Genomic DNA, 23,282 nt, shown 5'->3' with positions numbered 1-23,282 from the left:
CTATCGCTGCAAACCGCACATTCTTGCTGGCTCATCGACGACAGCGACAAGCCCATGCAAGCCGCCGCCGATTACGCGTGGCTACGGTCGCAGTGCGCCGGCGTTCGGGTGGTTCCTGGTAGGCGCCAAATACACGGATCACTCGGTGGCGTCGATCGCCACCGGCGGCGGGCCAGCGCCCAGGTCGTACAGACGCTTGTCCAGCAGCAACAATTCACGATTGGCGCCGACCGGCACCAGCTCGGCCGCCTGCGCATACAGGGTGAGTGCCGTCTGGGAATCCTCGTTGGCCAGGGCGAGATTGGCCGCGTGATAAAAGGTTTCGAACAGCCTGTTGCGGCTAAACGCGCAGGTTTTTACCCGCTCGCTATCGAACAGCTCGTCGGCCAGCCCTGCGCTGGCGCGTTGCCCGCCGAGCACCTCGACCAGGGCGCGCGGCCATACGTGCGATTCGATATCGTCGAGTGCCGCGGCGAGCTTGTCGTCGGCACTCGCGCGATCCGCGCTGCGCCAGAGCGGGTAGAGCGACAACAGCGCATACAGTCGATCGGCATCGGTCGCGCTTTTTTCGTAGGCGCGCTGATAGGCCGGCAAGGCCAGTTCGTCTTCACCGACACGCAGTTTGAGATCACCCAGCATCATCAGGGAAAAGCGATCGTCGGGGGCGAGTGCGAGCGAACGCCGCAAGGCTTCGAACGATTCGTCGATACGGCCTAGCTGCGCCAGGCCAAAGGCATGGTCTTGCCAATAATGGCTGTTGTCCGGCGCCATGACCGTGAGCAGTTCGGACATCGGCAACGCCACCACATACAGGTCCAGACGCTGGTAGGCGACCATCAAGTCATGGGTCAGATTCGCCAGACGCTGGCCGTCGTTCAGCGTCGTCATATCCTGCATTGCCAACGACAGCATCAACGCCTGACTCTGATAGTCCAACGTCTGGTCGCTATGGCGGAAATGACAGTGGTCGATACGCGCACGCAGCGCATCAAAGCGTATTTGTTGCGGTTGGGCCAGGCTTAACAATGGCACGGAGCACAGCGCGCCCACTAACAAGACACTGGCTATCAGCCGGCGGCGCGACATCGACGTCTCCCGTGAATTCCCCCTACCCCGAGCATAGCGCAGTTATCGGTCCCGACCTGGCCTGCCCGCCTATACGCTATGTGCCTATTATTAATTCAGGACTACAACCGCCCCCTTGGTCGGCTATTTTCGGCGCTAGCGCGGACGATCACGCCGGGGCCGGTTACGGGCCTCAACCAGCGCTCGGCGCCTGGCGCGCATCCACGCGGGTGAGCAGCCAGCCGCCTGCGACGAACAGTACCAATACCGACAGAATCGACAGCCGCGCGCTGCCGGTGGCAGCGGCCGTCACCCCGACCAGCAGCGGGCCGATGACCGCCGCGAACTTGCCCATCATGTTGTAGATACCGAAATACTCGCCCGCGCGACCGTCGGGCACCAGACGGGCGAAATAGGAGCGCGATAACGATTGCACCCCGCCCTGCACCAGTCCGATGACCATGGCCATGACATAGAACTGCCATTCGTGGGCCAGGAAATAGCCCCAGGCAGTCACCGCCGCATACACGGCCAGGCCGAGATAAATCGCCTTTTTCGTATCCCAGCGCGAGGCCAGCCAGCCGAAGGCCACCGCCGCAGGAAAACCGATGAACTGCACCAGCAGCAGCGCAGTGATCAGACTGGTCTGGCCAAAGCCCAGATTGAGCCCGAAATCCACCGCCATGCGGATGATCGTGTGCACACCGTCGATATACAGCCAGTAGGCCACCAGGAAGGTAAGCACCGGCTTTTCGCTGAAAATGCGACGCGCGGTCTGTTTGAGCTCGGACAGACCTTCGCGCAGGGCCTTGCCGGCGCCAGGCGTGTCGTGCTCGCGGGCCTCATCCACCCAGACGAATACCGGCAACGAAAACAGCGCCCACCACACGGCCACACTCAGAAACGACCAGCGCACCGCGGCCGCGCGGTCGGCCAGGCCGAAAACCTCCGGCCACAGCGTCATGGCCACATTGACCGCGAGCAGCAGACCGCCGCCGAGATAACCCAGCCCGTAGCCCAGCGCGGACACACGGTCGTAGTCGGTCGGCGTGGCCACATCCACGATCAGGCCGTCGTAGAAGACCATGGCCAGAAAGAATGCAGCCGAGGCAATCACGAACAGCGCCAGGGCTGCCAGCCATTGGCCTTCACCCACGAAGAACAGGCCGGCCGTCGCCGCGACGGCAATCCCGGTCGCCAGCGCCAACCCGGGTTTCTTGCGCCGGCTGCGATCGGCGATCGCCCCCAGCAGGGGCGCGAGAAACAGCACGACGAGGCTGGCCAGCGCGCTGCCCACGCCCAGCTGTAGCGTACTGGTTTCCATGGCGTGGCCCGAACTCCAGTAGCTTTTGAAAAAGATGGGGAAAAAGCCGGCCACGACCGTGGTCGAGAACGCCGAATTGGCCCAGTCGTAGACAGCCCAGCCGAACTGGGCACGCCGATCGTGCGATTGGCTCATATTTTTCCCGTCAGACCAGCGTGAGTTCGAGCAGCAAGGCGTCTTCACGCCCGTCCGGCGCCGGATAATAGCCCGGCCGGGTGGCAATGCGTTGAAAACCGCGCCGTTTGTACAGACGGCGAGCAGCCTTGTTGGATGGGCGTACTTCCAGCAGCACACGCTCGGCATTGTGGTGCCGCGCCTGGGTGATCAATGCATCGAGCAGGCGATCGGCCACGCCATGGCCACGCGCCTCGGGCGCGACACACAGATTGAGCACATGCGCCTCATCGACCGCCACCGACAAAAACGTATAACCAAGCACACGGGCATCCAGATCGGTCGCCACCCAGCCGCGATAACCCACCCGCAGGCAGTCGTGAAAGATGCGCTCGCTCCAGGGGTAACCGTAGGAAAGCCGTTCGATTTCCAGCACCGCCGGCACATCGCGGGCACGCATGCCCCGCACTTCGATGAGCTGGCGCGGCTCGACGCTCATGCGCTGGCGATCCGCCGTGCGATCTGCTTGAGATCGGCCCAGGCCTTGGCCTTCTGGCCCGGACTGCGCAACAAGAACGCCGGGTGATAAGTCACCAGTACATCCAGCTCGCGGCGCGGGTAGCGATGCAGCGTGCCCCGCAGCTTGCCAAGACTTTGCGTGCTGTCGAGCAACGTCTGCGCCGCCACGCGCCCGACCGCGACCACCAGCTTCGGATCCATCAGCTCGATCTGGCGTTCGAGCACCGGCCAATCCGCGGCCACTTCGTCGGCGTTGGGGTCGCGGTTGTTGGGTGGGCGGAACTTGCAGATATTGGTGATATAGACATTGGTATCGCGCGAGCAGCCGATTGCGAACAGCATGCGATCGAGCAGCTTGCCGGCACGCCCGACAAACGGCACGCCCTGGGCATCCTCGTTCGCGCCCGGCGCTTCGCCCACAATCAGCACATCCGCATCGCGCGCACCGATGCCGAATACCGGTCGGCTCGCACCGCGATGATCGCGGGTGGCAAGCCAGGCTTCGAGTTCGTCCCAGTCCATGCGCGATACGTCCGACCCCTGCGCTGGCGCGGCCGCCCCCTGCGCTGGCTCGGCTGGCGCTTGCGCGGCTGCGGGTGCCGGCGCGTCGACCGACGGATTGGGTGCAACCGTCTGCGTATCGTGGTCTGGCGCGGCCGTCGCCGCCGCGGGTTCGCCGACGGCCGAGGCCGCGGGCGCCACATCAGGCTGCGGATCAGTCGCAGGCGGCGCCGGTTCGCGCAGGGCCGGGGCATGATCCGCCGGCGCGGTGGGCGCAGCCGCCAGGCGATCGGGGCGCATACGCCAATCGACCAGACCGAGGCCGTCGAGCAGACGTTTACGAGCGTCGGGAGTCATGATCCGCTGCCGCCATGAGCGTTACCGTATTCGGGCCCGCGAGCACAGGCGCCGGTATTCAGCCCGGCGTGTGACGACGCCGGCGTCGGCGTAGTGCCTGCACCGGCCCGGACAATGCATAGATCAGAAAACCGAGAAACAGGATACGTGCCGGATCGATCACGATCGCCACGAACACCACCAGCATGATCAGAATATAGCGAAACGGCACGCGCTCGCCGAAATCTAGATCCTTGAAACTGGCATAGCGCACGTTCGACACCATCAACGCGCCGGCGGCGAGCGTCAGCGCGAACACCACCAGCACCAGATGGCTGCCATCGAAGCCGAAATCCGCGCCGGCCCAGATGAAGCCAACCAGCAGACCGGCAGCAGCCGGACTCGGCAGGCCCAGGAATATCTTCTTCTCGGTCGCCCCGCCACGGGTGATATTGAAACGTGCCAGGCGCAACGCAGCGGCTGCGGTATAGAAGAACGCCGCCAGCCAGCCCAGCTTGCCGGCCACATCGCTGTAATAGGCCAGACTTTCCAAGCTGTAGACATAGGCCAGAAAACCCGACGCCAGCCCGAAGGACACCAGATCGGCCAGGCTGTCGTACTGAATACCGAAATCGCTCTCGGTATGGGTCAGTCGTGCCACGCGCCCATCGAGCATATCGGTGAGCATGGCCACGAAAATGGCCACGGCCGCCACCACGAACCGGCCCTGGGTGGCCGCGATGATCGAGTAGAAACCGGCGAACAGCGTGCCGGTGGTAAACAGATTGGGCAGCAGATAGATGCCCCGCTTGCGGCGGATTTCCCGCCCGGATTCGGTATCACTCATGGGACAAGTCTAAAGCACCGCGTGGCATAGACCTATAGGCACCGCGTCAGTCGGTCGTTTGTTCACCGTTATCGCGACGCGTGCTGGATTTGTGCACGAGCTTGGCAAGCACGCAGGCCCCGCCACGCACACTGTCGCCCAGTTCGACTTCCACGCGCGAATTCACCGGCAGATACAAATCGACCCGCCGAGCAAACCGGCGCATGCCGCAACAGCGGCCCTGGCCGACGCGTTCGCCGTAATTGCTGCGACAGGGGCGCAGGCCGAACAGTCGCCCTTCGCGAATGACGATGATGACATCGTCCCCCTCGTCGGTCCGGATATGCGAGGCACAGCCGTCGAGGTTTTCGACCGATTCGCCCGAAAGTTCGAAGACGGTGCCCTCGACCGGCGAGCGGATGAGGTAATTGGCCAACAGGCCGACCCGCAACGAAAGCTTGATGGCCTCGCGGTCGAGAAAGGGGTCGTAGCATTCACGGCGGTGGATCACCGTGCCGTCGACCGGGGCAACGATCGACAGCGGCTCGGCCGGTACATTGCGCGGCGAATCGCGAAAGTACAGCCCGGCCAGCACCAGCAGCAGCAGGATCGGACAGGCCGCCCAGAAGCCGGCCACGGCGTTCAATACGAAGAACGCCGTGGCCAGACCGACCAAAACGGCCCAACCTTCCGGCACGAGATGAAAGAGCGTCTTGCGCCGCATGCGCCGGACCCCGTTTCAGTGTGGCCGAATCAGAAAGATCGTCGGTATCAGTTACGCGACTTGTCGACGATCTTGTCCTTGGCGATCCACGGCATCATGCCGCGCAGCTTATCGCCCACGCGTTCGATTTCGTGCTCGGCGGCCAGGCGACGGCTGGCCTTGAGGGTCGGATTGCCGGCCTGATGCTCGCCGATGAACTCGCGCGCGAACTTGCCGGTCTGGATTTCCGACAGGATCTTGCGCATTTCGGCCTTGGTTTCTTCGGTGATCAGACGCGGGCCGCGCGTGATGTCGCCGTACTCGGCGGTGTTGGAGATCGAGTAACGCATGTTGGCGATACCGCCCTCGTAGATCAGATCCACGATCAGCTTGACTTCATGCAGGCACTCGAAATAAGCCATTTCCGGCTCGTAGCCCGCTTCGACCAGCGTTTCGAAACCGGCCTGGATCAGGGCGATGGTGCCGCCACACAGCACGGCCTGTTCGCCGAACAGATCGGTTTCGGTTTCTGCGCGGAAACTGGTTTCGATCACGCCGGCACGGCCACCGCCGTTGGCCACGGCATAGGCCAGGGCCACGTCCTTGGCCTGGCCGGAGGCATCCTGGGCCACCGCGATCAGGCTCGGCACGCCGCCGCCCTTTTCATAGGTCGCACGCACGAGATGGCCGGGGCCCTTGGGCGCGATCATGATCACGTCCAGGTCGGCGCGCGGCTCGATGAGTTCGAAGTGCACGTTGAAGCCGTGGGCAAAACCCAGGGCTGCGCCCTGCTTGATGTTGGGCTCGATCTGCTCGTTATAGAGCGCGACCTGGTGCTCGTCCGGGGTCAGGATCATGACCACGTCCGCACTCGCGGTCGCGTCTTCGATGCTGGCGACCTTCAGGCCGGCATTCTCGGCCTTCTTGGCCGAGGACGAGCCTTCGCGCAGGCCGACTACGACATCGACGCCGGAGTCCTTGAGGTTGTTGGCATGGGCATGGCCCTGGGAGCCGTAGCCAATAATGGCGACTTTCTTGCTCTGAATCAGGGACAGATCGCCGTCCTTGTCGTAATACGCATTCATGCTCAAGGTCTTTCTCCTGCTTTTTAAACAATACAGCGAACTACGCGCCGCAATATTCTGAATGGGTTAGAAATATTCGGCCGATTCCGACGTGGGCACCTGATAGTGCAGCCCTTCGGCACCGGGCGTCATGGTGACCGCGCCACTGCGCGCGAGCTCGACGAGCACATCGGCCTGCTCGAGCGTGGCCACGAAGGTGTTCAGCCCGGCACCGTCGCCGAGATAACGCAATGTCGCCAGATCGCCGTCGCGGCTGATCTCGGCCACGTCATACGGATCGGCCAACGCCTCGATCGACGTGCCGCTGTCCTTGATACGAACCTTGATCAGCGCCAGCTCGAGTTCGAGATGGGCATCGCCGGTCATATCGAGCACGTCGATGACATCGACCAGCTTGAGTAGCTGACGGTTGATCTGCTCGACCACGTCCTCGGTACCGGAGGTAGCCAGCGTCAGGCGCGATACGGTGCTGTCTTCGGTCGGCGCAACATTGAGGCTTTCGATGTTATAGCCACGCTGCGAGAACATGCCCGCCACGCGCACCAGCGCGCCGGCTTCGTTGGCCATCAGAACCGATATGACGTGTCTCATCCCTTCTCAGCCTTGTGCTCAGGCGTCTTCGCGCGCGTGCAAACGGCGCAAAATACGCCCAATACCCGAGCGAAGCAACCGCGCCCCGCACCGATTGTGCAAAGCGCCCGCCGATGCGCCGTTTTTGTGCGCTATAATCGGCTGTTTTCCACGCCGTCATAGGGTGCACTCATGCGCAACGCCCAGTCTGCCGCCACGCCGACCGATTCTCATCCGCTGTCGGGAGCCCAGCTCTCCGGGGCGGAGATGATCGTACAGGTACTGGCCGACGAAGGCGTGGATACGATTTTTGGCTATTCCGGTGGCGCGATTCTGCCCACCTATGACGCCATCTTTCGCTACAACGCCGAAAACCACGACCGCATGCCGCTGATCGTGCCCGCCAACGAACAGGGCGCAGGTTTCATGGCCGCCGGCTATGCGCGCGCCTCCGGCAAGGTGGGCGTGGCCATGGTCACCTCCGGGCCGGGCGCGACCAACTGTGTCACGCCGGTGCGTGACTGCATGGCCGATTCGGTGCCGATCGTGCTCATCTGTGGCCAGGTCGCCCGTGCCGCCGTCGGCACCGATGCCTTCCAGGAAGCGCCGGTCTCCAACATCTTTTCCAGTGCGGCCAAGCATGTGTTCATGGTCACCGACCCGGACAAGCTGGAAGCCACCGTGCGCACGGCCTTCGAGATCGCACGGTCGGGACGCCCCGGCCCGGTGGTCATCGACGTGCCCAAGGACGTACAGAATTGGGAAGGCGCCTACCGCGGGCGCGGGCTGTTGGCCGTACCCGGCTATCGTCAGCGCATGCGCGCGCTGCGCGAAAGCCAGCTCACCGACGACAAATGCGCCAAGCTCTTCGAGCTGCTGAGCGAAGCCGAGCGTCCGCTCATCTATGCCGGCGGTGGCGTGATCAACGCCGATGCCGCCAGCGAGCTGTCGGCCTTCGCCCAGGCATTCGGTATTCCGGTGGTGACCACGCTCATGGGTATCGGCGCCTTCGATACCACCGATGCCCTGTCGCTACATATGCTGGGCATGCACGGCACGGCCTTTGCCAACTATGCGGTCGAAGACTGCGACATGCTCATCGCCGTGGGCGCACGCTTTGACGATCGCGTGGCCGGCGTGCCGGACAAGTTCGCGCCGAATGCCAAGTCGCTGGTGCATTTCGATGCCGACGCCTCCGAGATCAACAAGGTCAAGGCCGTGGACTGGCATCACGTAGGCCTGTTCGCGCCGAGCTTGTCGCGGGTGCTCGCCTATGGCCGTGAACACGGTTTTTCGGCCGATTATTCGACCTGGCATGAAGAAGTCGCCGCGCTCAAGCGCGATTTCGCCATGAATTACGATCGCGATACCGCGTTGATTCAGCCGTACGCGGTGATCGAGGAAATCAACCGCAACACCGACGGCCGCGCGGTCATCGCCACCGGCGTGGGCCAGCATCAGATGTGGGCCGCCCAGTATTTCGACTTCCGCGAGCCGCGGCTGTGGCTGACCTCGGGCTCGATGGGCACGATGGGCTTTGGCCTGCCGGCGGCCATCGGTGCCGCCTTCGCACGGCGCGACAAGCTGGTCATCGATATCGACGGCGATGCCTCCATTCGCATGAACATCGGCGAGATGGAGACGGTGACCACCTACAACCTGCCGGTGAAGGTCGTCGTGCTCAACAACAACGGCGATGGCATGGTCAAACAGTGGCAGAAGCTGTTCTTCAAGGGCCGCCTGTCGGCTTCCGACAAATCGCTGCACAAGAAGGACTTCATCAAGGCCGCCGAAGCCGACGGCTACGAATACGCCGTACGCCTGAGCGACCCGGCCGACATGGAACGCGTGGTCAAGGAGTTCCTGGAATTCCAGGGCCCGGCCTTCCTGGAAGTCGTGGTAGACCCCGATGCCGGCGTGTATCCGATGGTCGGCCCCGGCAAGAGCTACAAGGAAATGATCACCGGCGATCACATCAACAACCGCTACGACCCCTCCGGCGGTGAGCGCGAAATCGGCGCCTCGGAGATGTTCTAGCGCCGGGCTTTGCCCAACGCGCAACGATAAAAGGCGGGCTCACCAGGGCCCGCCTTTTTTATGCGCAATGCCGGCCAAAGGGTCGGCGAGCAATCAAGGGACACGCGTCGGACGCGCGATCACACGGGGTGGCGCGCTGCGGTACGCGCCCTGCCCCAGCAACGCCCGGCTGGCGGGTCAAACCCCGCAATCCGCGCGCTCGACCTGGACATCGCCCAGCTTCGTGCCGTCTTCCTGACTATAACGATAGGCGACGCCGTAACCCTGCTGCAGGATGCGGTACAGGCGGCCCTTGTCGCAGATGACCTGCTCGATACCGTCGCCGTAGCGCGCGATGAAGTTATCCGCATCGACATTGTCGGAAAGCGGCGGCATCAGAGTGAAATTGAACGCCAGCGTATCGCCATCGACGCTGGTGCTTTCCAGGCGCGTGCTTTTATCCACCTGGCTGGGCAGATCGACGTTGATCTGCTCGGATACCTTGTCGAGAAAGGCGCTGCGATCCGCGGCCGATTCATCCACAAAATACGGGGCCACGACATAGCCGATCAGCCCCAGGGCGAACAGGAGCACGAGGCCGCCGACGACAGCGGCGAGTTTGGACAGGTTGGACATAGCGGGCCGATGGTTGCTTGGCGTGTCGGGCCGCCCGGGTTGGGGCGCCCGACATGCAGGGTACACAGTCAGGGCCCGCCGCGCGTCACATGAGCGCCACCACCGACGCAATTTTCGGCCGCCCGCGGCCGGCCGAGGCTCGCCCCCGGCACGCGCGGAATACGCATGCCGGGCCGAGGGCGCGGACGCTCAAGTGAGACGAAAGCGCAGCGTACGCTGGCGTAGCGCTTCGGCCTGCTCACGCAGCGACTGCGCGGCAGCGGCGGCCTGTTCGACCATGGCCGCGTTCTGCTGGGTCATTTCGTCCATCTGGGCGACCGCCTGATTGACCTGGCCGATGCCCTCGGACTGTTCACCGGTGGCATTGGAAATATCGGTCATCAAGCCCTGGGTTCGCTCGACATGCTCGCCCAGGGTTGCCATGGAGGCGCGGGCCTGCTCGACACGTTCCGCGCCTTCGCGTGCCTGCTTGACCGAGCGCTCGATCAGACCGGTGATGTTCTTGGCGGCCTCGGCCGAACGCGCCGCGAGTTTGCGCACCTCCTCGGCCACCACCGCAAAGCCACGCCCATGCTCACCGGCACGCGCGGCTTCCACCGATGCATTGAGCGCGAGCAGATTGGTCTGAAACGCAATACCGTCGATCACCGTGGTGATCTGAGCGATTTCGTCGGCATCGCGACGGATATGATCCATCGCATCGACCACATCGCTGACCAGCTGCCGGCTGTTATCCAGTGCGGTACCGCTTTCGGTGGCGATCGCACTGGCATGGCGCGTGGTTTCGGCGTTGTTGGCGACGGTCGCCGTGAGCTGCTCGAGACTGGCCGCGCTCTGCTCGAGCGAGGCGGCCTGCTGCTGGGTCCGTGCCGACAGATCGGCATTCGCCTGCGCAATCTCGCGAGCCGCGCCTTCGATCGACTCACTGCCGTAACTGATACCCGCGATCAACGCCGCCAGATCCCGGCGCATGGTTTCGACATTACCCATGAGGCTGTGTTCGCGTGCCGCGGAAAGGGTGGCGGCCGGGACCAGCTCGCCACGGGCAACATTCTGGATCTGCGCGCGGGCCTCATAGGTTTCGCCGCCGAGATCGCGATAGATCGCCCGGGCAAGATAGACAAGCATGAGCACGATCACTACGCCGAAGCCGCCGAGCAACAGGCCGTATTTGAGCAGCTCGCGAACAAAGGCCGCGTTGATATCGTCCACATAGACGCCGGCCGCGATCGTCCAGTCCCAGGGTTCGAACTGCTCCACGAAGCTCATCTTGGGCAGTTCGGGCCCACCCGCGACCCGCTGCGTTGCGTAATAGACAAACCCCGTGCCTTGCTCGCGGCCGGTTTCGATCATGCGGCGATACATGAACACGCCGTTCTCGTCCTTGATATCGGACAGATCTTCACCAGCGGCCAGCCGCGGGTGCGCGACCGCTTGGGCCTGTGCGTTCATTGCAAAGACGTAGTTGTTGCCGTCCGTGCCGAAGTGCATACGCGACAATGTCGCCGCGGCGCGGCTTTTCGCTTCGGCCATGCTCATCTGGCCCTCATCGGCCGCGCGTTTGAGCCCCTGCACGATATGAAAGGCTGTATCCACGGTATCGCGTAGCCCCTGCTGGCGCGATTCATACAGCTGGCCGCGTAGATCCCATCCGACGCCGGCCACCACACCGGACAATACGACGGCCAACGCCACCGCGACCCAGGCTATCTTGTGCTTGAGCGGCATTTCCCGTTGGGTTTTGCGCTCGGTTTCGGCGGGATTAGCCGCCGCCACATGGGGCCTATCCGTCGAAGGCGACGCGTGGGCAGGAACAGAAGCGACGGTATCCATAGAATTCCATTTTGCGCGTTTAAATTGTGCGCAATATAAATTGTGCTGTTATAACGGCGGCGCCCGGCCATTCTTTAGCCACCTTTGATGATCTGTTCGCTTCATTCAGCGACTGTTGCCGTTCGGTTACGCAGCCGCCACGCTATTAACGTCGTGTAATGCGTGAGCGCCCGCCATCGCGAGGCCGTGTCGCCGTATGCGCCTCGGATGGCAGGCGCCGTAAAACGCTACTGACGGGCGGGCCATCCAAACCGAGCTTTTATCCCCGCCGTACGGATGCGCGTGCGATCATGCCCGCCCCGCCAACCGGCCCCCAGGGATTCATCTTGTCGAACAACACCAAACTCCGCGTCGCGTTGCTCGCTGTTGCGGTCGTCGTTTTCGTGCTCGCGTCGACGGTGTTCGACCTCGGGGCGCTGTTTCGCGATATGCGTAGTCAGTTCGAATCGCTCGGCTGGGCCGGGCCGGTGCTCTTCGCGCTCATTTACGGGGCGCTCGGCGCGCTGGCTGCGCCCACCGGCCTGGTGGAACTGATCGCCGGCGCCATCTTCGGTTTCTGGATCGGCAGCGCGGCGGTCGTTGCCGGCGCCCTCGTAGCCGCCAACGTCGGCTTCGTCTGCGGGCGCTGGCTGGCGCGGGACTGGGTATCGCGCAAGGTCGAGGCAAGCCGCCTTGCCCAGCAGATCGAGGCCGCCGTCGAACACCGCGGCTTCTGGATCACCGTACTCATTCGCCTGTCACCGGCGGTGCCCTTCAACCTCACCAGCTATGTACTCGGTGCCAGCACGCTGCGCTGGACGACGTTCATGGTCGCAACCGTACTGGGCATGCTGCCGATCAAGCTTTTCCTGATCTGGCTCGGCGCCAGCGGTCAGCAGCTACTGGGCGCAGCCAACCCGGCCAAGTGGGGCAGCAACGAATGGCTGCTGTATGGTGGCGGCCTGGTGGCGACGGTTCTCGTTGTCGTACTCATCGGCTGGACCGTGGCCCGTACCAGCCGCCGTGTGCTGCGCGAAGCCGAGCAACAGCACGACGACTAGACCCGTGACGCCTGGTCAGCGCACGCCACGCGCAGCACGCGAATCGGCGCGGGCGCGGCTCAGCCGAGCACCCTGCCCGCCGCGCCAGGTTGTATCAGTAACCTTTTCGCGCGGTTTCGAGGGCCTTGATACGCGCGGCCGCCAAGGCCAATTCGTATTCCGCATGTTCGCGATCGATCCGGTCGTGCGCCTCACGCAGACTTGCCCGCGCGCTTTCCCGTGCTTTCTCGGCCGCGGCTTCATCGATGTCGGCCGCGCGTTCGATGGTATCCGCAAGAATGGTCGCAACGTGCGGCTGGACTTCCAGAAATCCCCCGGATACGAAATAGGTCCGGGTGTCTTCGCCAGCACTGAGCAGGCGCACCACGCCCGGCTCGATGCGCGCGAGCAGGGGCGCATGGCCAGGGGCGATGCCGACATCGCCCCACTCCGCGGGCACGACCACCATATCGGCCGTGCCCGAAAAGATCGGGCCCTGCACCGGACAGACGATGTCGATCTGAATCTGTTTTTGGGACTCGGACGCCGCCATGACTTTAGCGATACCTCACGCCGTCGTATTGCGTGCTCACCCGCGTGCCCGCATGACCGGCCACGATGGCCTCGATATCCGCCAGCGAGCCGATGACGGCGGTACCGCCGGTACGGGAAGCGTAACGACAGGCCGCCCCCACCTTCGGCCCCATCGAACCGGCCGCGAACGCGTCCGCATCGAGCGCGTCGGGCGCCGCCTCGGCGACGACCTTCTGGTCGGGTTGCCCCCAGTTCACGTACACGCCGTCCACATCGGTGGCGATGACCAACAAATCGGCCTCGACCTGCTCGGCCAGTAGCGCAGCACAGTAATCCTTGTCGATCACCGCCTCCACGCCGCGCAGTTGGCCGTTGTCGTCGTACACGGTGGGAATACCGCCGCCACCGGCACAGATGACGACGCTGCCTTTTTCCAGCAGCCATTTGATCGGCCGTATCTCGAAGACGCGCTGCGGACGCGGGCTGGCCACCACGCGCCGGAACATGTTGCCGTCGGGCGCGATCGCCCAGCCCTTCTCCTGGGCCATGCGTTCGGCCTGCTCGCGCGTATACACCGGGCCAATCGGCTTGCTCGGCTTTGCAAACGCCGGATCATGGGCATCGACTTCCACCTGCGTAAGGATGGTCGCGAACGCGGCTTCGGCCGGCAGCAGATTACCCAGCTCCTGTTCGATGACGTAGCCGATCATGCCCTCGGTCTGGGCCCCGAGCACATCCAGCGGATACGGCTCGACGTCCTGATAGGACGCGCTTTGCAGCGCCAGCAGGCCCACCTGCGGACCGTTGCCGTGGGCGATGACGACTTCGTGGTCGGGCATGATTCGGGCCAGCTGCTGACAGGCCACGCGCACATTCGCGCGCTGATTTTCGGCGGTCAACGGCTGACCGCGACGTAGCAGCGCGTTGCCGCCGAGCGCGGTGACGATACGCATGATTAAACTCCTTTTGCCGGCCGACAGGGCCGGTGGCTACAACGCAAACGGCCTGGCATACGCCAGGCCGCAGGCTTAAGAAAAAACGTTAAGCGTGCCGGCTAGATATCACCCAGTGTGGATACCAGTACCGCCTTGATGGTGTGCATACGGTTTTCGGCCTGATCAAAGGCAATACAGGCCGGCGACTCGAACACCTCTTCGGTGACCTCGATGCCCTGGGCCAGCTGCGGATACTGCTCGATGATCTGCTTGCCCAGCTTGGTATCGGCGTTGTGGAACGCCGGCAGGCAATGCATGAACTTCACCCGCGGGTTGTTGGCCTTGTCCATCAATGCCTGATTGACCTGATACGGCATGAGCATGTCGATACGCTCGGCCCAGGCCTCGATCGGCTCACCCATGGATACCCAGACGTCGGTATGGATGAAGTCCACGTCGGCCGCAGCTTCGCCAGCGTCTTCAGTCAGCGTGATACGCGCGCCGGACTCGGCCGCGAATTTCTGGCAGGCGTCGACATGTTCCTGCTCAGGCCAGAGTGCTTTCGGCGCGGCGATACGCACGTCCATGCCCAGCTTGGCGCCGATCATCAACAGCGACTTGCCCATGTTGTAGCGGGCATCGCCGGCGCGCCCACGGAGGGGCTAAATGAAACGTTCTCTGTTCGGTCGGGGCCAACTGGTACTCTGCCTTCTGTTGCGTTTTGCGTTGGCCGCACCGGCCCATAGTGGCTGGCGGTAGTTCTTCGGCCATGACACGGGGGCCGACGCACGCGGCTATACCGAAACCCGGTATCCCATCGTGCTGGTTCATGGCTTGTTCGGTTTCGACAGCATCGGTCCTGTCGATTATTTCTCCGGCATCCCCGAAGCGCTGCGCGAAGGTGGCGCCGAGGTCTATGTAGCGCAGGTATCGGCGGCGAATTACACCGAAGTGCGCGGCGAACAGCTGCTCGCCCAGGTTCAGGAAATCCTCGCCGTCAGCGGGGCCGAAAAGGTATCTGATCGGTCATAGCCACGGCGGGCCGACCATACGCTACGTCGCGGGCGTGGCGCCGGAGCTTGTCGCATCGGTCACCAGCATTGCCGGCGTCAACCGCGGTAGCCCGGTCGCCGATCTCATCGTTCCGATAAGTAATCAACCCGTTGCCGGCACGGTGGCCGCTCAGACCGCCGATGCCCTGCCCCGGCTTATCGACCTGCTATCGGACGGCGGCTATCCGCAGGATTCGCGTGCCGCGCTGTACTCGTTGAGCACCGAGGGTTCGGCCGATTTCAATCGCCGCTTCCCGGCCGCCGTGCCCCGGGACTGCGGTGAAGGCGAACCGGTGGTCGATGGCATTCGCTACTATTCCTGGACCGGCATTTATCCAATCACCACCGTGGTGGATCCGAGCGATTCGCTGCTGGCCGGCACCTCGGTAGCGTTCAAGGGCAAGCTCAACGATGGGCTGGTGGGTCAGTGTTCGTCCAAGCTGGGCGATGTGATCCGTGACGACTATTTCCAGAATCATCTGGACGAGGTCAATCAGGTCGCGGGCCTGGTAGGCATCGGCCAGGATGTGCCGGCACTCTACCGGCAACAGGCTAATCGGCTGAAAAACGCCGGCCTGTAAATAATGCGCGTGCGTTACGCGCTATCGGCCTGGCCGTAGTGGCAACGCTGGCGGGCTGCTGGGCAATCGCCCAGTGGTCCGCTGACACGCAGACGCACCCACCGCGGGATGCAGCCGCACTAGCGGCGAGCCAGCCGCCAGCGGCCACCCGGAACGCCGTAACCCATCCCCGGACCACGCCCGCCAGCGCGGCCCTGGCGACCCCGGCTTCGGCAGCTGTCGACGACGTATTGCCTTCCCATGTGGGCACCACAGTCGATGGCGGCGTAACGCTCGACAACGAAGGCGATCTGGTCGTTACCCGCGATCTGCGTCGGCTATTCGATTATTTTCTGACCGGCATCGGGCGTGCATCCCTACCCGAAATTCGTACCCGACTGGCAGGCCATCTGGTCGTACTCGGACTGCCCGCTCCCGCACAAGCACAGGTGCTCGCGGTCTACGACCGTTACATGACCTATCGCCAGCGCGTGGCAGACATGGGCCGGACGCCCCAGGCCGACGCGCAGGCGTTAGCGGATACGCTCGCCCGCCGCGAAGCCTTGCGAAAGGAAATCCTGGGCCTTGAAGTTGCCGATGCCTTTTTTGCCGACGACGACGTCATGGCGCGTTATCTGGTGCAAAAGCGCGCGCTGGAACAAAACCCGAACCTGACCGAGAACCAACGCGAACAGGGCCTCGCCATGCTGGAGCAAACACTGCCGGCCGATATTCAAACCGCGCGCGAACGCACGAATCTACCCGCACGCGCCCATGCCGAAATCGCACAGATGCGTGAACAAGGCGCCAGCGACGCCGAAATTCGTGAACGACGAGAGGCGCTACTCGGCCCGCAGGCCGCCCAGCGACTGGAACAAATCGACGCACAACGCGCGCAGTGGCAGCAACGCGTGGCCGATTACAGTGCCGAGCGCGCGCGTATTCTGGCCAACGACGGCCTGGCCCCTGACGATCGCGAACGCGCCATCGAAGCCCTTCGGCAAGCCCACTTCAACGACGCGGAAAGACGCCGTATCCAATCGCTGGAACATATCCAGGCCGAGCCCGCCCAGCGATAATTCATGCGGGCCGCGCCCCGCACCGATCGCTATTTCGGGATCAAGCGCCGGATCTCATCGTTGCGATGGCGAAGCCGCAACCAGATGGTCACGATATAGACGAACAGGAACACCGCGATCATCAGTTCCTTGACCTCGCCGGCGTTGATATCCATTGGCCAGACCACATCGCCGGCGATGGATTTACAGATTTTTTGCGGAATCGACGCCAGCGCAGCAATCAGACCCGCCGGCACGCAGGCGATGCCGGGCATGATCCAGTAGGCAAAACTGTCCGGCGTATAGGTTCTGCCGCGTGCACGGCACACCAGCGGCACGATCGCGCCACCAATGAGCGCAGCGAGCGACAGCAGATTACGCGGCAGCTGATCGAGCAGGGAACCGGCCAGCCCGTTCGAGTTGTGCAGGTTGGTTTCGTTCTGGTTGTTGAGCGATGCCCACTGGTCCGGCGCATTCCAGCCCATCCAGTGCTGCCCCCAACTGGCTTCCTCGCCGCCAAAATACAGGCAGCCGAGACAGAACAGGCCAAAGAACAGCCACAAGCGCTTGTCGCCCAGCGACGAAACTTCGCGCAACACCACAAGCCCCATGATCAACGCCAATGCGAGCACGAGTATGGTGCCCTGCTCCGTGGCGCCCGATTCGTGGAGGATGTAATGGTCGAAAAACGCGTCTGGTGCCAGCACGCGCAACAGGTAATGGCCGAAATACACCACCACCGGCACGCCGACCCAGAACCAGGCCGACACATGACTGTCACGCATATCTGTCATTGTTACGAGCGCTCGCCTCAAGAAAATGAAAGGCGCGAACTATACCGCGGGACTTATCTGTATGCAGCATCTATTTTGATGCACGAGGCGCACCGCAGCCATGCGAACCGATGTGCGCCGCTGGCGAGAAAGATCAGGCGGCTGTCTGCGAACGCGTCGCCACGATCGGCGCGCCATCGGTCACGATCACCGTATGCTCGAACTGGGCCGACCGGCTAGCCGGATCGCCTACCAGTGTCCAGCCATCGTCCGTTTCCGAGACATAGCTACTGCGGGTCGACAGAAACGGCTCGATGGCAACCACCTGGCCGTATTCGAAACAACGCCGATCCCCACGATCATAAAAGCCGAGAATGCCCTCGGGCTCCTCGTGCAACGACCGGCCCAGCCCATGCCCGGCCAGATTCCTGATAATTTTCAGACGGTGCGTTTTCGCTACGCCCTCGATCGCCTTGCCGACCTGGTTGATCGCCGCCCCCGTACGGACCTCGGCCAGTGCACGCGCCAGCGCCAACTCCGTGGCCTTGCATAGCGTGGCCTTGCCATCGGCCACCGGCGCCACCACCATCGTGCCGCCGGTATCCGCGAAATAACCGTCGCGCTCCGCGGACACATCCACATTCACGATATCGCCCTCACCGATCACCCGCGCGCCCGGCACCCCGTGGGCGGCCTCTTCATTCACGCTGATGCAGGTAAAGCCGGGAAAGTCGTAGCACTTCATCGGCGCCGAGGTCGCTCCCAAGCGCGACAACATCTGCCCGCCGAGTGCATCCAGCTCCGCCGTGGTCATCCCCGGCTCCACTGCCGCCAGCATGGCGTCGCGAATCTCGGCCACGATCCGGCCGATCGCGAGAATACCGTCGAGGTCGCGTTGGTTTTCGATGGTCATGGGCGTCCTGGAGCGCTGGGTAAACGCGCATGATACCTAGGGAATGGCGGCGCGGCCCCTTCACTTACGAGTTTGCGTTCAATCCTGAGATGCGACGCCACGCTGGCCCGTCGCCAGCGCTATTCGACAGACCGCCCCGCGGCGCCGAGGAATGATTCGCACAAAATCCGCACCGCGGGCGCGAATTCGTCGAAGTTACTGACCGGCAGCCAATCGACGGCGCTAATTTCACTGCAAGACCGCGGGGCGTCACGAAAGGCGGCCGCGAAACAAATCAGCTCGACCTCGCCAGCCTGCCCATACGCCGGGCCGGTAACACTGTAGAGATAACGCAGCGAGCCCAGTGTAAGCGTTATCCCCAGTTCCTCATGCAACTCACGGTGAAGCGCCGCTTCCGGGGATTCATCGTCTTCGATCTTGCCACCCGGCAAATACCAGTGCGCGTTCTGGCGAACGCGTACCAGGAGTAGCTTTCCATCCTGCTCTGCCACCAAGCAGGCACACCGCAACGGTTTCATACGCGCTCAAACCCAATGCGTATATTGAAGATCGACGTACGCCCACGGCAAGACCGTCGTCGTCAGTTGCGCCAGCCTGCGTCATGCAAAATCGCCCCGCTTATCGGATAGCGACCCGAAGCGCATGATCAAGCGCCACGCGCACTGTGCCACGCTCGCTTCTCTTCCTCGATGAAATGCAGCACCAGATCGCGATATAGCTTCTCGATCGCGTCGGCATTCAAGCCGACCTCCGTCGCCCATTGGCGCCGTTGTTCGAGCACTTGTCTAAATCGCTCGGGCGCACGCACCGCTTCCTCGTCTTTCTTGAACCGGGCCGCCGCCTGGACGTACTCGTAACGCCGACCAAGCAGCGCCACGACCTGCTTGTCGAGGGCATCGATCTCTGCCCGTATCTCGGACATATCGCTGCATTCCTCGGGCTGTCTGGGCTTTTCTGTATCCATACGTCTCTATCTCAACGCGTCGTAAGAGCGCGGTTCGCAACCCAAGCGCCACAGCAACCGGCACGTTCAACGCGCATACCCCGGCACGTAATCGGTGACTCGCGCCATATACAAAGCACTCACATAATGCCCGTCACGGAATGCATATAACAGCGCTTGCCCTTCGACCTCGAAGCCGTGCTTCTTGTACAGCGCGACCGCCGGCTCGTTCTCCGCATAAACCGTCAATTCGATGCGCCGTATGTTGAGCCAATTCTGCGCGAGATCGATCGCGGCCCGAAGCAATTCGCTGCCAACGCCCTGACCCTGATGCGACGCTTTCACGCCCATGGCCAGCGAACCCACGTGTTTTCGTCGCGAACTCTGGTTGGCTTCGAACAGCAGGTGTCCAACAAGCTCATCATCCACACACGCAACGAGGCTATGCGTACCGCGAGGCAGACCGATAAGCCGCGCGCGCCACACTTCGACAGACGGAAACGGCAACTGCAAGGTTTCTGCAAACAGTTGGCGGTCTTCATAGACCGCTTTGATCTTGGGTATATCGTCCGCTTCCGAGTGTCTTATTTTTATCTCTTTCAAAGCCCGTCTCACGAGATTGGATCGACCATAAACTTCCGCTGGCCCCCACCGTAACCAACAGCCACCAAGGAGACCACGAGCGGCAGGTCGAAAGGCACAGGGATCGCGGTAATTGTCGCTGGCGTCGCAACGCATCGCCAATATGGGCGCTACGTAATCGTTCCTACAGCCCGATAAAGGGACGCGAGGGAAAGACAGGCTCTAAACCCGCCTGCCGAGTGCCGCCCCTAATTAAATATACTGTCACCGGATCAAATAACGATGGACACGTGAAACCGCCCCCTCCGAAAAGCAATGTAATCGGATAAATAATAGGAATAACCAATAGTTTTTTAGCGATTCACCGCAAAACACGGCGATCCGGGGACAATATATAAACCCGTATATGTACACGCGACTAGGGCGTGTTGCCGTTTCGCGCTAAGTTATTGATTGTAGGAAAGGCAGGCTCGTATTGTGGTGTTACCAGCAACACAACGACGAGCCTGCGATGGCCCGACAAATACTCACAGCTGAGCATTGGTCCAAGCTCAACCGTATTTTGCTTGCCGAATCGATCTACGACAAATCGGATTTACGTCTGACGGTTGACGGCCTGCTCTACCGAATGCGTACAGGGTGCCCTTGGCGCGACCTGCCCGAGGGCTTTGGCGCTTGGAACGCGGTCTACCAACGCTTCCGCGCCTGGTCGCAGAGCGGGAAGTGGTGGCGGATGGCCAACGCGCTGATCACCGACCCTGGTCTGGAATGGGCATTTATCGACGGCCCCTATGCCAAAGCCCATCAACACAGCGCGGGGGCGATCGGTCCGGACCCGCAAGCCATTGGCAAAAGCCGAGCGGGTCTGACGCCCAAGCTGCATCTGGCGGTCGATGCCTATGGCTTACCGGTCGAGTTCAGAATCACCGGCGGTCAGGTCCATGACAGCGTCGTGGCGCCGGTACTGATTGCCCAATTGACGGATGCACAGGCGCTCGTCGGAGATAAGGGATAGGACAGCTTGCGCATCCGAGAGCAGATCGAGGCCCAAGACAGTCAATGCGTGATTCCGAGAAAGTGCAACTCGGTTCAGGGCAACGATTATTTGGACCGAGGCGCGTATCGTGATCGGCATCTCGTCGAAAACGCGTTTGCTCGATTAAAACAATACCGAGCGCTGGCTTGCCGCTTCGATAAACTGAAAAAACACTACGAAGGCGTGGTCGCCATCGCCTGCGTGCTCCTATGGCTACCCATGTGAAACGGCAACACGCCCTAGCACGAAGCTCGTCAGTCCGCGCCTCAAATTAATATACTGCCCCCGGACCACACGCGCATAAGCTGCGTTTTTGGAGTAGAGCGCGAAGCGCGTAACGGAAAAACTTCACACTCCATGCATTTGTTATATAACACTAATCTTCTTCCAGAATCGATTGCTTGATTTGGTTTTCGACGCCAGCGCCTTCAAACGACCACGCTGGAAGCGGGGCTAGCACTAGCGAAACCCACCCCTGCACGAACGTGACGTGAGCTTCCGCTGGCGATGTCCATGAGTCTTTGCCGGAAATAACGAATGTCCGCTCACACCAACTTGGGAATACGCCCATGGTGATTACCGTAAGCATCTGAGCACCGCAATGCGGCACTTGTTCCAGTTGCTGCTCCACCTCGATGTCCGGAGTGCCCTCATATGCACGGGCCTCTGGAGTGAGGGTGATTCTATGCGTGACGCAACCAGCTACCATCATGAGGCAGGTGAGAGCGATGATTAAGTTTCTCATGATGTACAACGCTAGCCGTGAGGTGCAAACATGTAGCAGCCGCGAGCTGCGGAGCATTTTCTACTCTCCACAGCATTGTTATGTTTCATTTTTTTAGCAGCCTCACTTTATCTCTGAGCGTCTTCGCCAACGCTGCGTTTTGCGTCTCGATTTCTTTCGAGAAGATTAAATAGACTGCTATTACCGTTTGTTTCTCTGCGCTGTCGTACTGTTCTGCTACCGGCAAGGAGCGAGATAAATATCTGGCACCTTCTATCCACTTCCCCTGTTCGCCTAATGCCATCGAGAGTTCTACCAATCTGCGGCCGATCTCCTTGTTCAGCTCGGAGGACAAGGAGCTTTCGAGCTGCAGTGATCGTTTCAGTATTGCTTCAGACTCTTGAAATTTACCTAATTTCCTCTTTATTCTTCCGAGATTGTAAAGCCGTTGAGACTCTAATTCGCGGCCTAGATTTCCCCATCGCACATTCTCTACCGCTCGGTAGCAGGCTTCTTCCGCCACCTCAAGGTTCCCGGCGGACTCCGCCCTTGCGCAGGTATCACCATACCGTTCACTCGTAACCCTGTTTAATGGGTTTGCGCATCCCCCGAACAGTAGAACGCTCAGAAGGAGTACCCCAAAGCCTCGAAGCTGATCAAATGAAAGCATAACGCCTACTTCAGCCGCCGCTTGCGAGCGCCACCAAGTGAGAGGACGGCTACAAGCAACTGTTAGGCCGAACCTCCGCGGAGGCGGGAGTATTCCTCCCGGGCGTCATCGTCGACTACCACGTCTGTTGGGACAGCAGGATGCGCATTAGAACCGCTCTTCTTGATGCCTGAAACCCAGAACTCCTCGCCTGACTCTGCATCCATGAAATTGCCCCGAACGCCTCTCCCGCCAATGGAGGACAGTGCGCGGCCCTTGTAATAAATAGTGCGCCCTGACTTGGAAAATGACACCCACCCAATGCGAGCCTGAGCGCCTTCGACCAAACCATCTTTGTTCTCGATGTACATGACCCGTCGCTCGAAGCCACGCGTAAGCTGATTGATTTTCATGCCTAACGCCACCCAGTTAAGCGGCGTCAGGCACAGACTCGCAAATGGCAGGTACTACCTGAGTGTCGCCGCACATAAAAAAGTCCATGAAGTAAGTAACGTCCGCTTCAACGGGCTGTTAGACGATACTGAACGACTCCTAAGTCGCTATCGTCGAAACAAGCAGACAAAGCCTCGAAAGTCAGGCAACCGAAGTGGCTGCGTGATGTCGCATGAACTTCGTTATGCGCCAGCTCGCTGTCACTTCGTAGTTATCATGCTTTTGCGGCTTCTTCTACCCTAAATTCGTCGATGCAACCCTTAACTCGAGTGTTGCTTAACGCCTAAGCTCAGTTGACGCCGGAGCGCGAAGCGTGGAGGGAACCCAAAGCGCGCCAGCGATTTGGGCGGTCAACTGCAGCGACTTGTTGGGTGACTGCATCGCGCGAAAACTACCGCCGTTTGGTGAGCGAAGACAAGTAAGCCGACTGAACAAAGCCTGCGGTTTGTAGCCGATAAATGGAGCTACGCTCATTTCTGGTGTATGAGCGATTGAAGGAGGCGGCACCCACCTGCTGAAATTA

The 23,282-nt window shown here is 61.7% G+C and carries 23 protein-coding genes and 3 pseudogenes; 5 read left to right on the top strand and 21 right to left on the bottom strand.

From position 1 onward, the window contains the following. Positions 1–138: 138 nt before the first annotated feature. From S4A8_RS13005 to ilvN, 8 genes are all read right to left on the bottom strand, one after another. Complete coding sequence (locus tag S4A8_RS13005) at positions 139–1,032, bottom strand: tetratricopeptide repeat protein (protein ID WP_353220473.1); 894 nt, start codon at positions 1,030–1,032, stop codon at positions 139–141. Between the two features lie 226 nt (positions 1,033–1,258). Next, a complete protein-coding gene (locus tag S4A8_RS13000) occupies positions 1,259–2,524 on the bottom strand; it encodes an MFS transporter (RefSeq protein WP_353220472.1) in 1,266 nt (421 codons plus the stop codon). A 10-nt stretch (positions 2,525–2,534) separates the two neighbouring features. Further along, positions 2,535–3,002, bottom strand: coding sequence for a ribosomal protein S18-alanine N-acetyltransferase (rimI, locus tag S4A8_RS12995; RefSeq protein ID WP_353220471.1), 468 nt, complete (start codon positions 3,000–3,002; stop codon positions 2,535–2,537). Continuing rightward, positions 2,999–3,880 (bottom strand): uracil-DNA glycosylase family protein, encoded by an 882-nt coding sequence (locus S4A8_RS12990; RefSeq protein WP_353220470.1) that lies wholly within the window; start codon positions 3,878–3,880, stop codon positions 2,999–3,001. The genes rimI and S4A8_RS12990 overlap by 4 nt, the downstream gene beginning before the upstream one ends. 58 nt (positions 3,881–3,938) lie before the next feature. After that, positions 3,939–4,706 carry a CDP-alcohol phosphatidyltransferase family protein gene (locus tag S4A8_RS12985; RefSeq protein ID WP_353177704.1) on the bottom strand — a complete coding sequence of 256 codons (768 nt, stop codon included), beginning with the start codon at positions 4,704–4,706 and terminating at the stop codon, positions 3,939–3,941. 46 nt (positions 4,707–4,752) lie between these two features. Further along, the gene (locus S4A8_RS12980; RefSeq protein WP_353177702.1) at positions 4,753–5,409 is read right to left on the bottom strand and encodes a phosphatidylserine decarboxylase; all 657 of its coding nucleotides are present in this window, start codon (positions 5,407–5,409) and stop codon (positions 4,753–4,755) included. A gap of 47 nt (positions 5,410–5,456) precedes the next feature. Next, entirely contained in the window at positions 5,457–6,473 is a 1,017-nt protein-coding gene (gene ilvC, locus S4A8_RS12975; protein ID WP_353177969.1) for a ketol-acid reductoisomerase, read from the bottom strand. 66 nt (positions 6,474–6,539) lie between these two features. Next, positions 6,540–7,064, bottom strand: a complete 525-nt coding sequence (ilvN, locus tag S4A8_RS12970) for an acetolactate synthase small subunit (RefSeq protein ID WP_353177700.1) — start codon at positions 7,062–7,064, stop codon at positions 6,540–6,542. 171 nt (positions 7,065–7,235) lie between these two features. On the opposite strand from ilvN, the gene ilvB reads away from it, so the two are divergent. Then, on the top strand, positions 7,236–9,080 hold the full coding sequence (gene ilvB / locus S4A8_RS12965) for a biosynthetic-type acetolactate synthase large subunit (RefSeq protein ID WP_353220469.1): 1,845 nt from the start codon (positions 7,236–7,238) through the stop codon (positions 9,078–9,080). Positions 9,081–9,257: 177 nt separating this feature from the next. Here ilvB and S4A8_RS12960 read toward each other — a convergent pair whose 3' ends face one another. Both S4A8_RS12960 and S4A8_RS12955 read right to left on the bottom strand, forming a co-directional pair. Then, positions 9,258–9,695: a hypothetical protein gene (locus S4A8_RS12960; RefSeq protein ID WP_353220468.1), complete on the bottom strand. Its 438-nt coding sequence runs from the start codon at positions 9,693–9,695 to the stop codon at positions 9,258–9,260. A gap of 189 nt (positions 9,696–9,884) precedes the next feature. Continuing rightward, the gene (locus S4A8_RS12955; protein WP_353220467.1) at positions 9,885–11,471 is read right to left on the bottom strand and encodes a methyl-accepting chemotaxis protein; all 1,587 of its coding nucleotides are present in this window, start codon (positions 11,469–11,471) and stop codon (positions 9,885–9,887) included. A 383-nt stretch (positions 11,472–11,854) separates the two neighbouring features. Between S4A8_RS12955 and S4A8_RS12950 the strand changes: the two genes are divergently transcribed. Beyond that, a complete protein-coding gene (locus tag S4A8_RS12950; protein WP_353220466.1) occupies positions 11,855–12,568 on the top strand; it encodes a TVP38/TMEM64 family protein in 714 nt (237 codons plus the stop codon). Positions 12,569–12,662: 94 nt separating this feature from the next. On the opposite strand, the gene S4A8_RS12945 is transcribed toward S4A8_RS12950, so the two are convergent. The 3 genes and pseudogenes from S4A8_RS12945 to S4A8_RS12935 form a co-directional block, all read right to left on the bottom strand. After that, entirely contained in the window at positions 12,663–13,100 is a 438-nt protein-coding gene (locus S4A8_RS12945; protein WP_353177692.1) for a F0F1 ATP synthase subunit epsilon, read from the bottom strand. Between the two features lie 4 nt (positions 13,101–13,104). Continuing rightward, positions 13,105–14,034, bottom strand: a complete 930-nt coding sequence (gene arcC / locus S4A8_RS12940; protein WP_353220465.1) for a carbamate kinase — start codon at positions 14,032–14,034, stop codon at positions 13,105–13,107. A gap of 101 nt (positions 14,035–14,135) precedes the next feature. Next, positions 14,136–14,660: pseudogene (locus tag S4A8_RS12935) on the bottom strand (Rossmann-fold NAD(P)-binding domain-containing protein); the annotation flags it as partial. Positions 14,661–14,802: 142 nt separating this feature from the next. Here S4A8_RS12935 and S4A8_RS12925 point away from each other — a divergent pair. Beyond that, a pseudogene (locus S4A8_RS12925) lies at positions 14,803–15,649 on the top strand (esterase/lipase family protein); the annotation flags it as partial. Between the two features lie 38 nt (positions 15,650–15,687). Beyond that, entirely contained in the window at positions 15,688–16,707 is a 1,020-nt protein-coding gene (locus S4A8_RS12920; RefSeq protein ID WP_353220463.1) for a lipase secretion chaperone, read from the top strand. A 29-nt stretch (positions 16,708–16,736) separates the two neighbouring features. Here S4A8_RS12920 and S4A8_RS12915 read toward each other — a convergent pair whose 3' ends face one another. The 5 genes from S4A8_RS12915 to S4A8_RS12895 form a co-directional block, all read right to left on the bottom strand. Beyond that, positions 16,737–17,471 carry a hypothetical protein gene (locus S4A8_RS12915; RefSeq protein ID WP_353220462.1) on the bottom strand — a complete coding sequence of 245 codons (735 nt, stop codon included), beginning with the start codon at positions 17,469–17,471 and terminating at the stop codon, positions 16,737–16,739. Positions 17,472–17,613: 142 nt separating this feature from the next. After that, positions 17,614–18,372: a type I methionyl aminopeptidase gene (map, locus tag S4A8_RS12910; protein WP_353220461.1), complete on the bottom strand. Its 759-nt coding sequence runs from the start codon at positions 18,370–18,372 to the stop codon at positions 17,614–17,616. 119 nt (positions 18,373–18,491) lie between these two features. Next, positions 18,492–18,890: an NUDIX hydrolase gene (locus tag S4A8_RS12905; protein WP_353220460.1), complete on the bottom strand. Its 399-nt coding sequence runs from the start codon at positions 18,888–18,890 to the stop codon at positions 18,492–18,494. Positions 18,891–19,018: 128 nt separating this feature from the next. After that, the gene (locus S4A8_RS12900; RefSeq protein WP_353220459.1) at positions 19,019–19,336 is read right to left on the bottom strand and encodes an isochorismate lyase; all 318 of its coding nucleotides are present in this window, start codon (positions 19,334–19,336) and stop codon (positions 19,019–19,021) included. Positions 19,337–19,402: 66 nt separating this feature from the next. Beyond that, the gene (locus S4A8_RS12895; protein WP_353220458.1) at positions 19,403–19,918 is read right to left on the bottom strand and encodes a GNAT family N-acetyltransferase; all 516 of its coding nucleotides are present in this window, start codon (positions 19,916–19,918) and stop codon (positions 19,403–19,405) included. A 490-nt stretch (positions 19,919–20,408) separates the two neighbouring features. Between S4A8_RS12895 and S4A8_RS12890 the strand changes: the two are divergent. Then, a pseudogene (locus S4A8_RS12890) lies at positions 20,409–21,158 on the top strand (IS5 family transposase). A gap of 151 nt (positions 21,159–21,309) precedes the next feature. Here S4A8_RS12890 and S4A8_RS12885 read toward each other — a convergent pair. The 3 genes from S4A8_RS12885 to S4A8_RS12875 all read right to left on the bottom strand — a co-directional run bounded on the left by S4A8_RS12885 (position 21,310) and on the right by S4A8_RS12875 (position 22,719). Continuing rightward, entirely contained in the window at positions 21,310–21,735 is a 426-nt protein-coding gene (locus S4A8_RS12885) for a hypothetical protein (RefSeq protein WP_353220457.1), read from the bottom strand. A 28-nt stretch (positions 21,736–21,763) separates the two neighbouring features. After that, the gene (locus S4A8_RS12880) at positions 21,764–22,180 is read right to left on the bottom strand and encodes a hypothetical protein (protein ID WP_353220456.1); all 417 of its coding nucleotides are present in this window, start codon (positions 22,178–22,180) and stop codon (positions 21,764–21,766) included. A gap of 209 nt (positions 22,181–22,389) precedes the next feature. Next, positions 22,390–22,719: a hypothetical protein gene (locus S4A8_RS12875; RefSeq protein ID WP_353220455.1), complete on the bottom strand. Its 330-nt coding sequence runs from the start codon at positions 22,717–22,719 to the stop codon at positions 22,390–22,392. Positions 22,720–23,282: the final 563 nt, after the last annotated feature.

The sequence above is a fragment of the Salinisphaera sp. S4-8 genome, assembly GCF_040361235.1.
Classification (GTDB): Bacteria; Pseudomonadota; Gammaproteobacteria; order Nevskiales; family Salinisphaeraceae; genus Salinisphaera.
The sequence above is the reverse complement of the archived record's forward strand: the minus strand, read 5'-3'. Positions and strand labels throughout refer to the sequence as shown.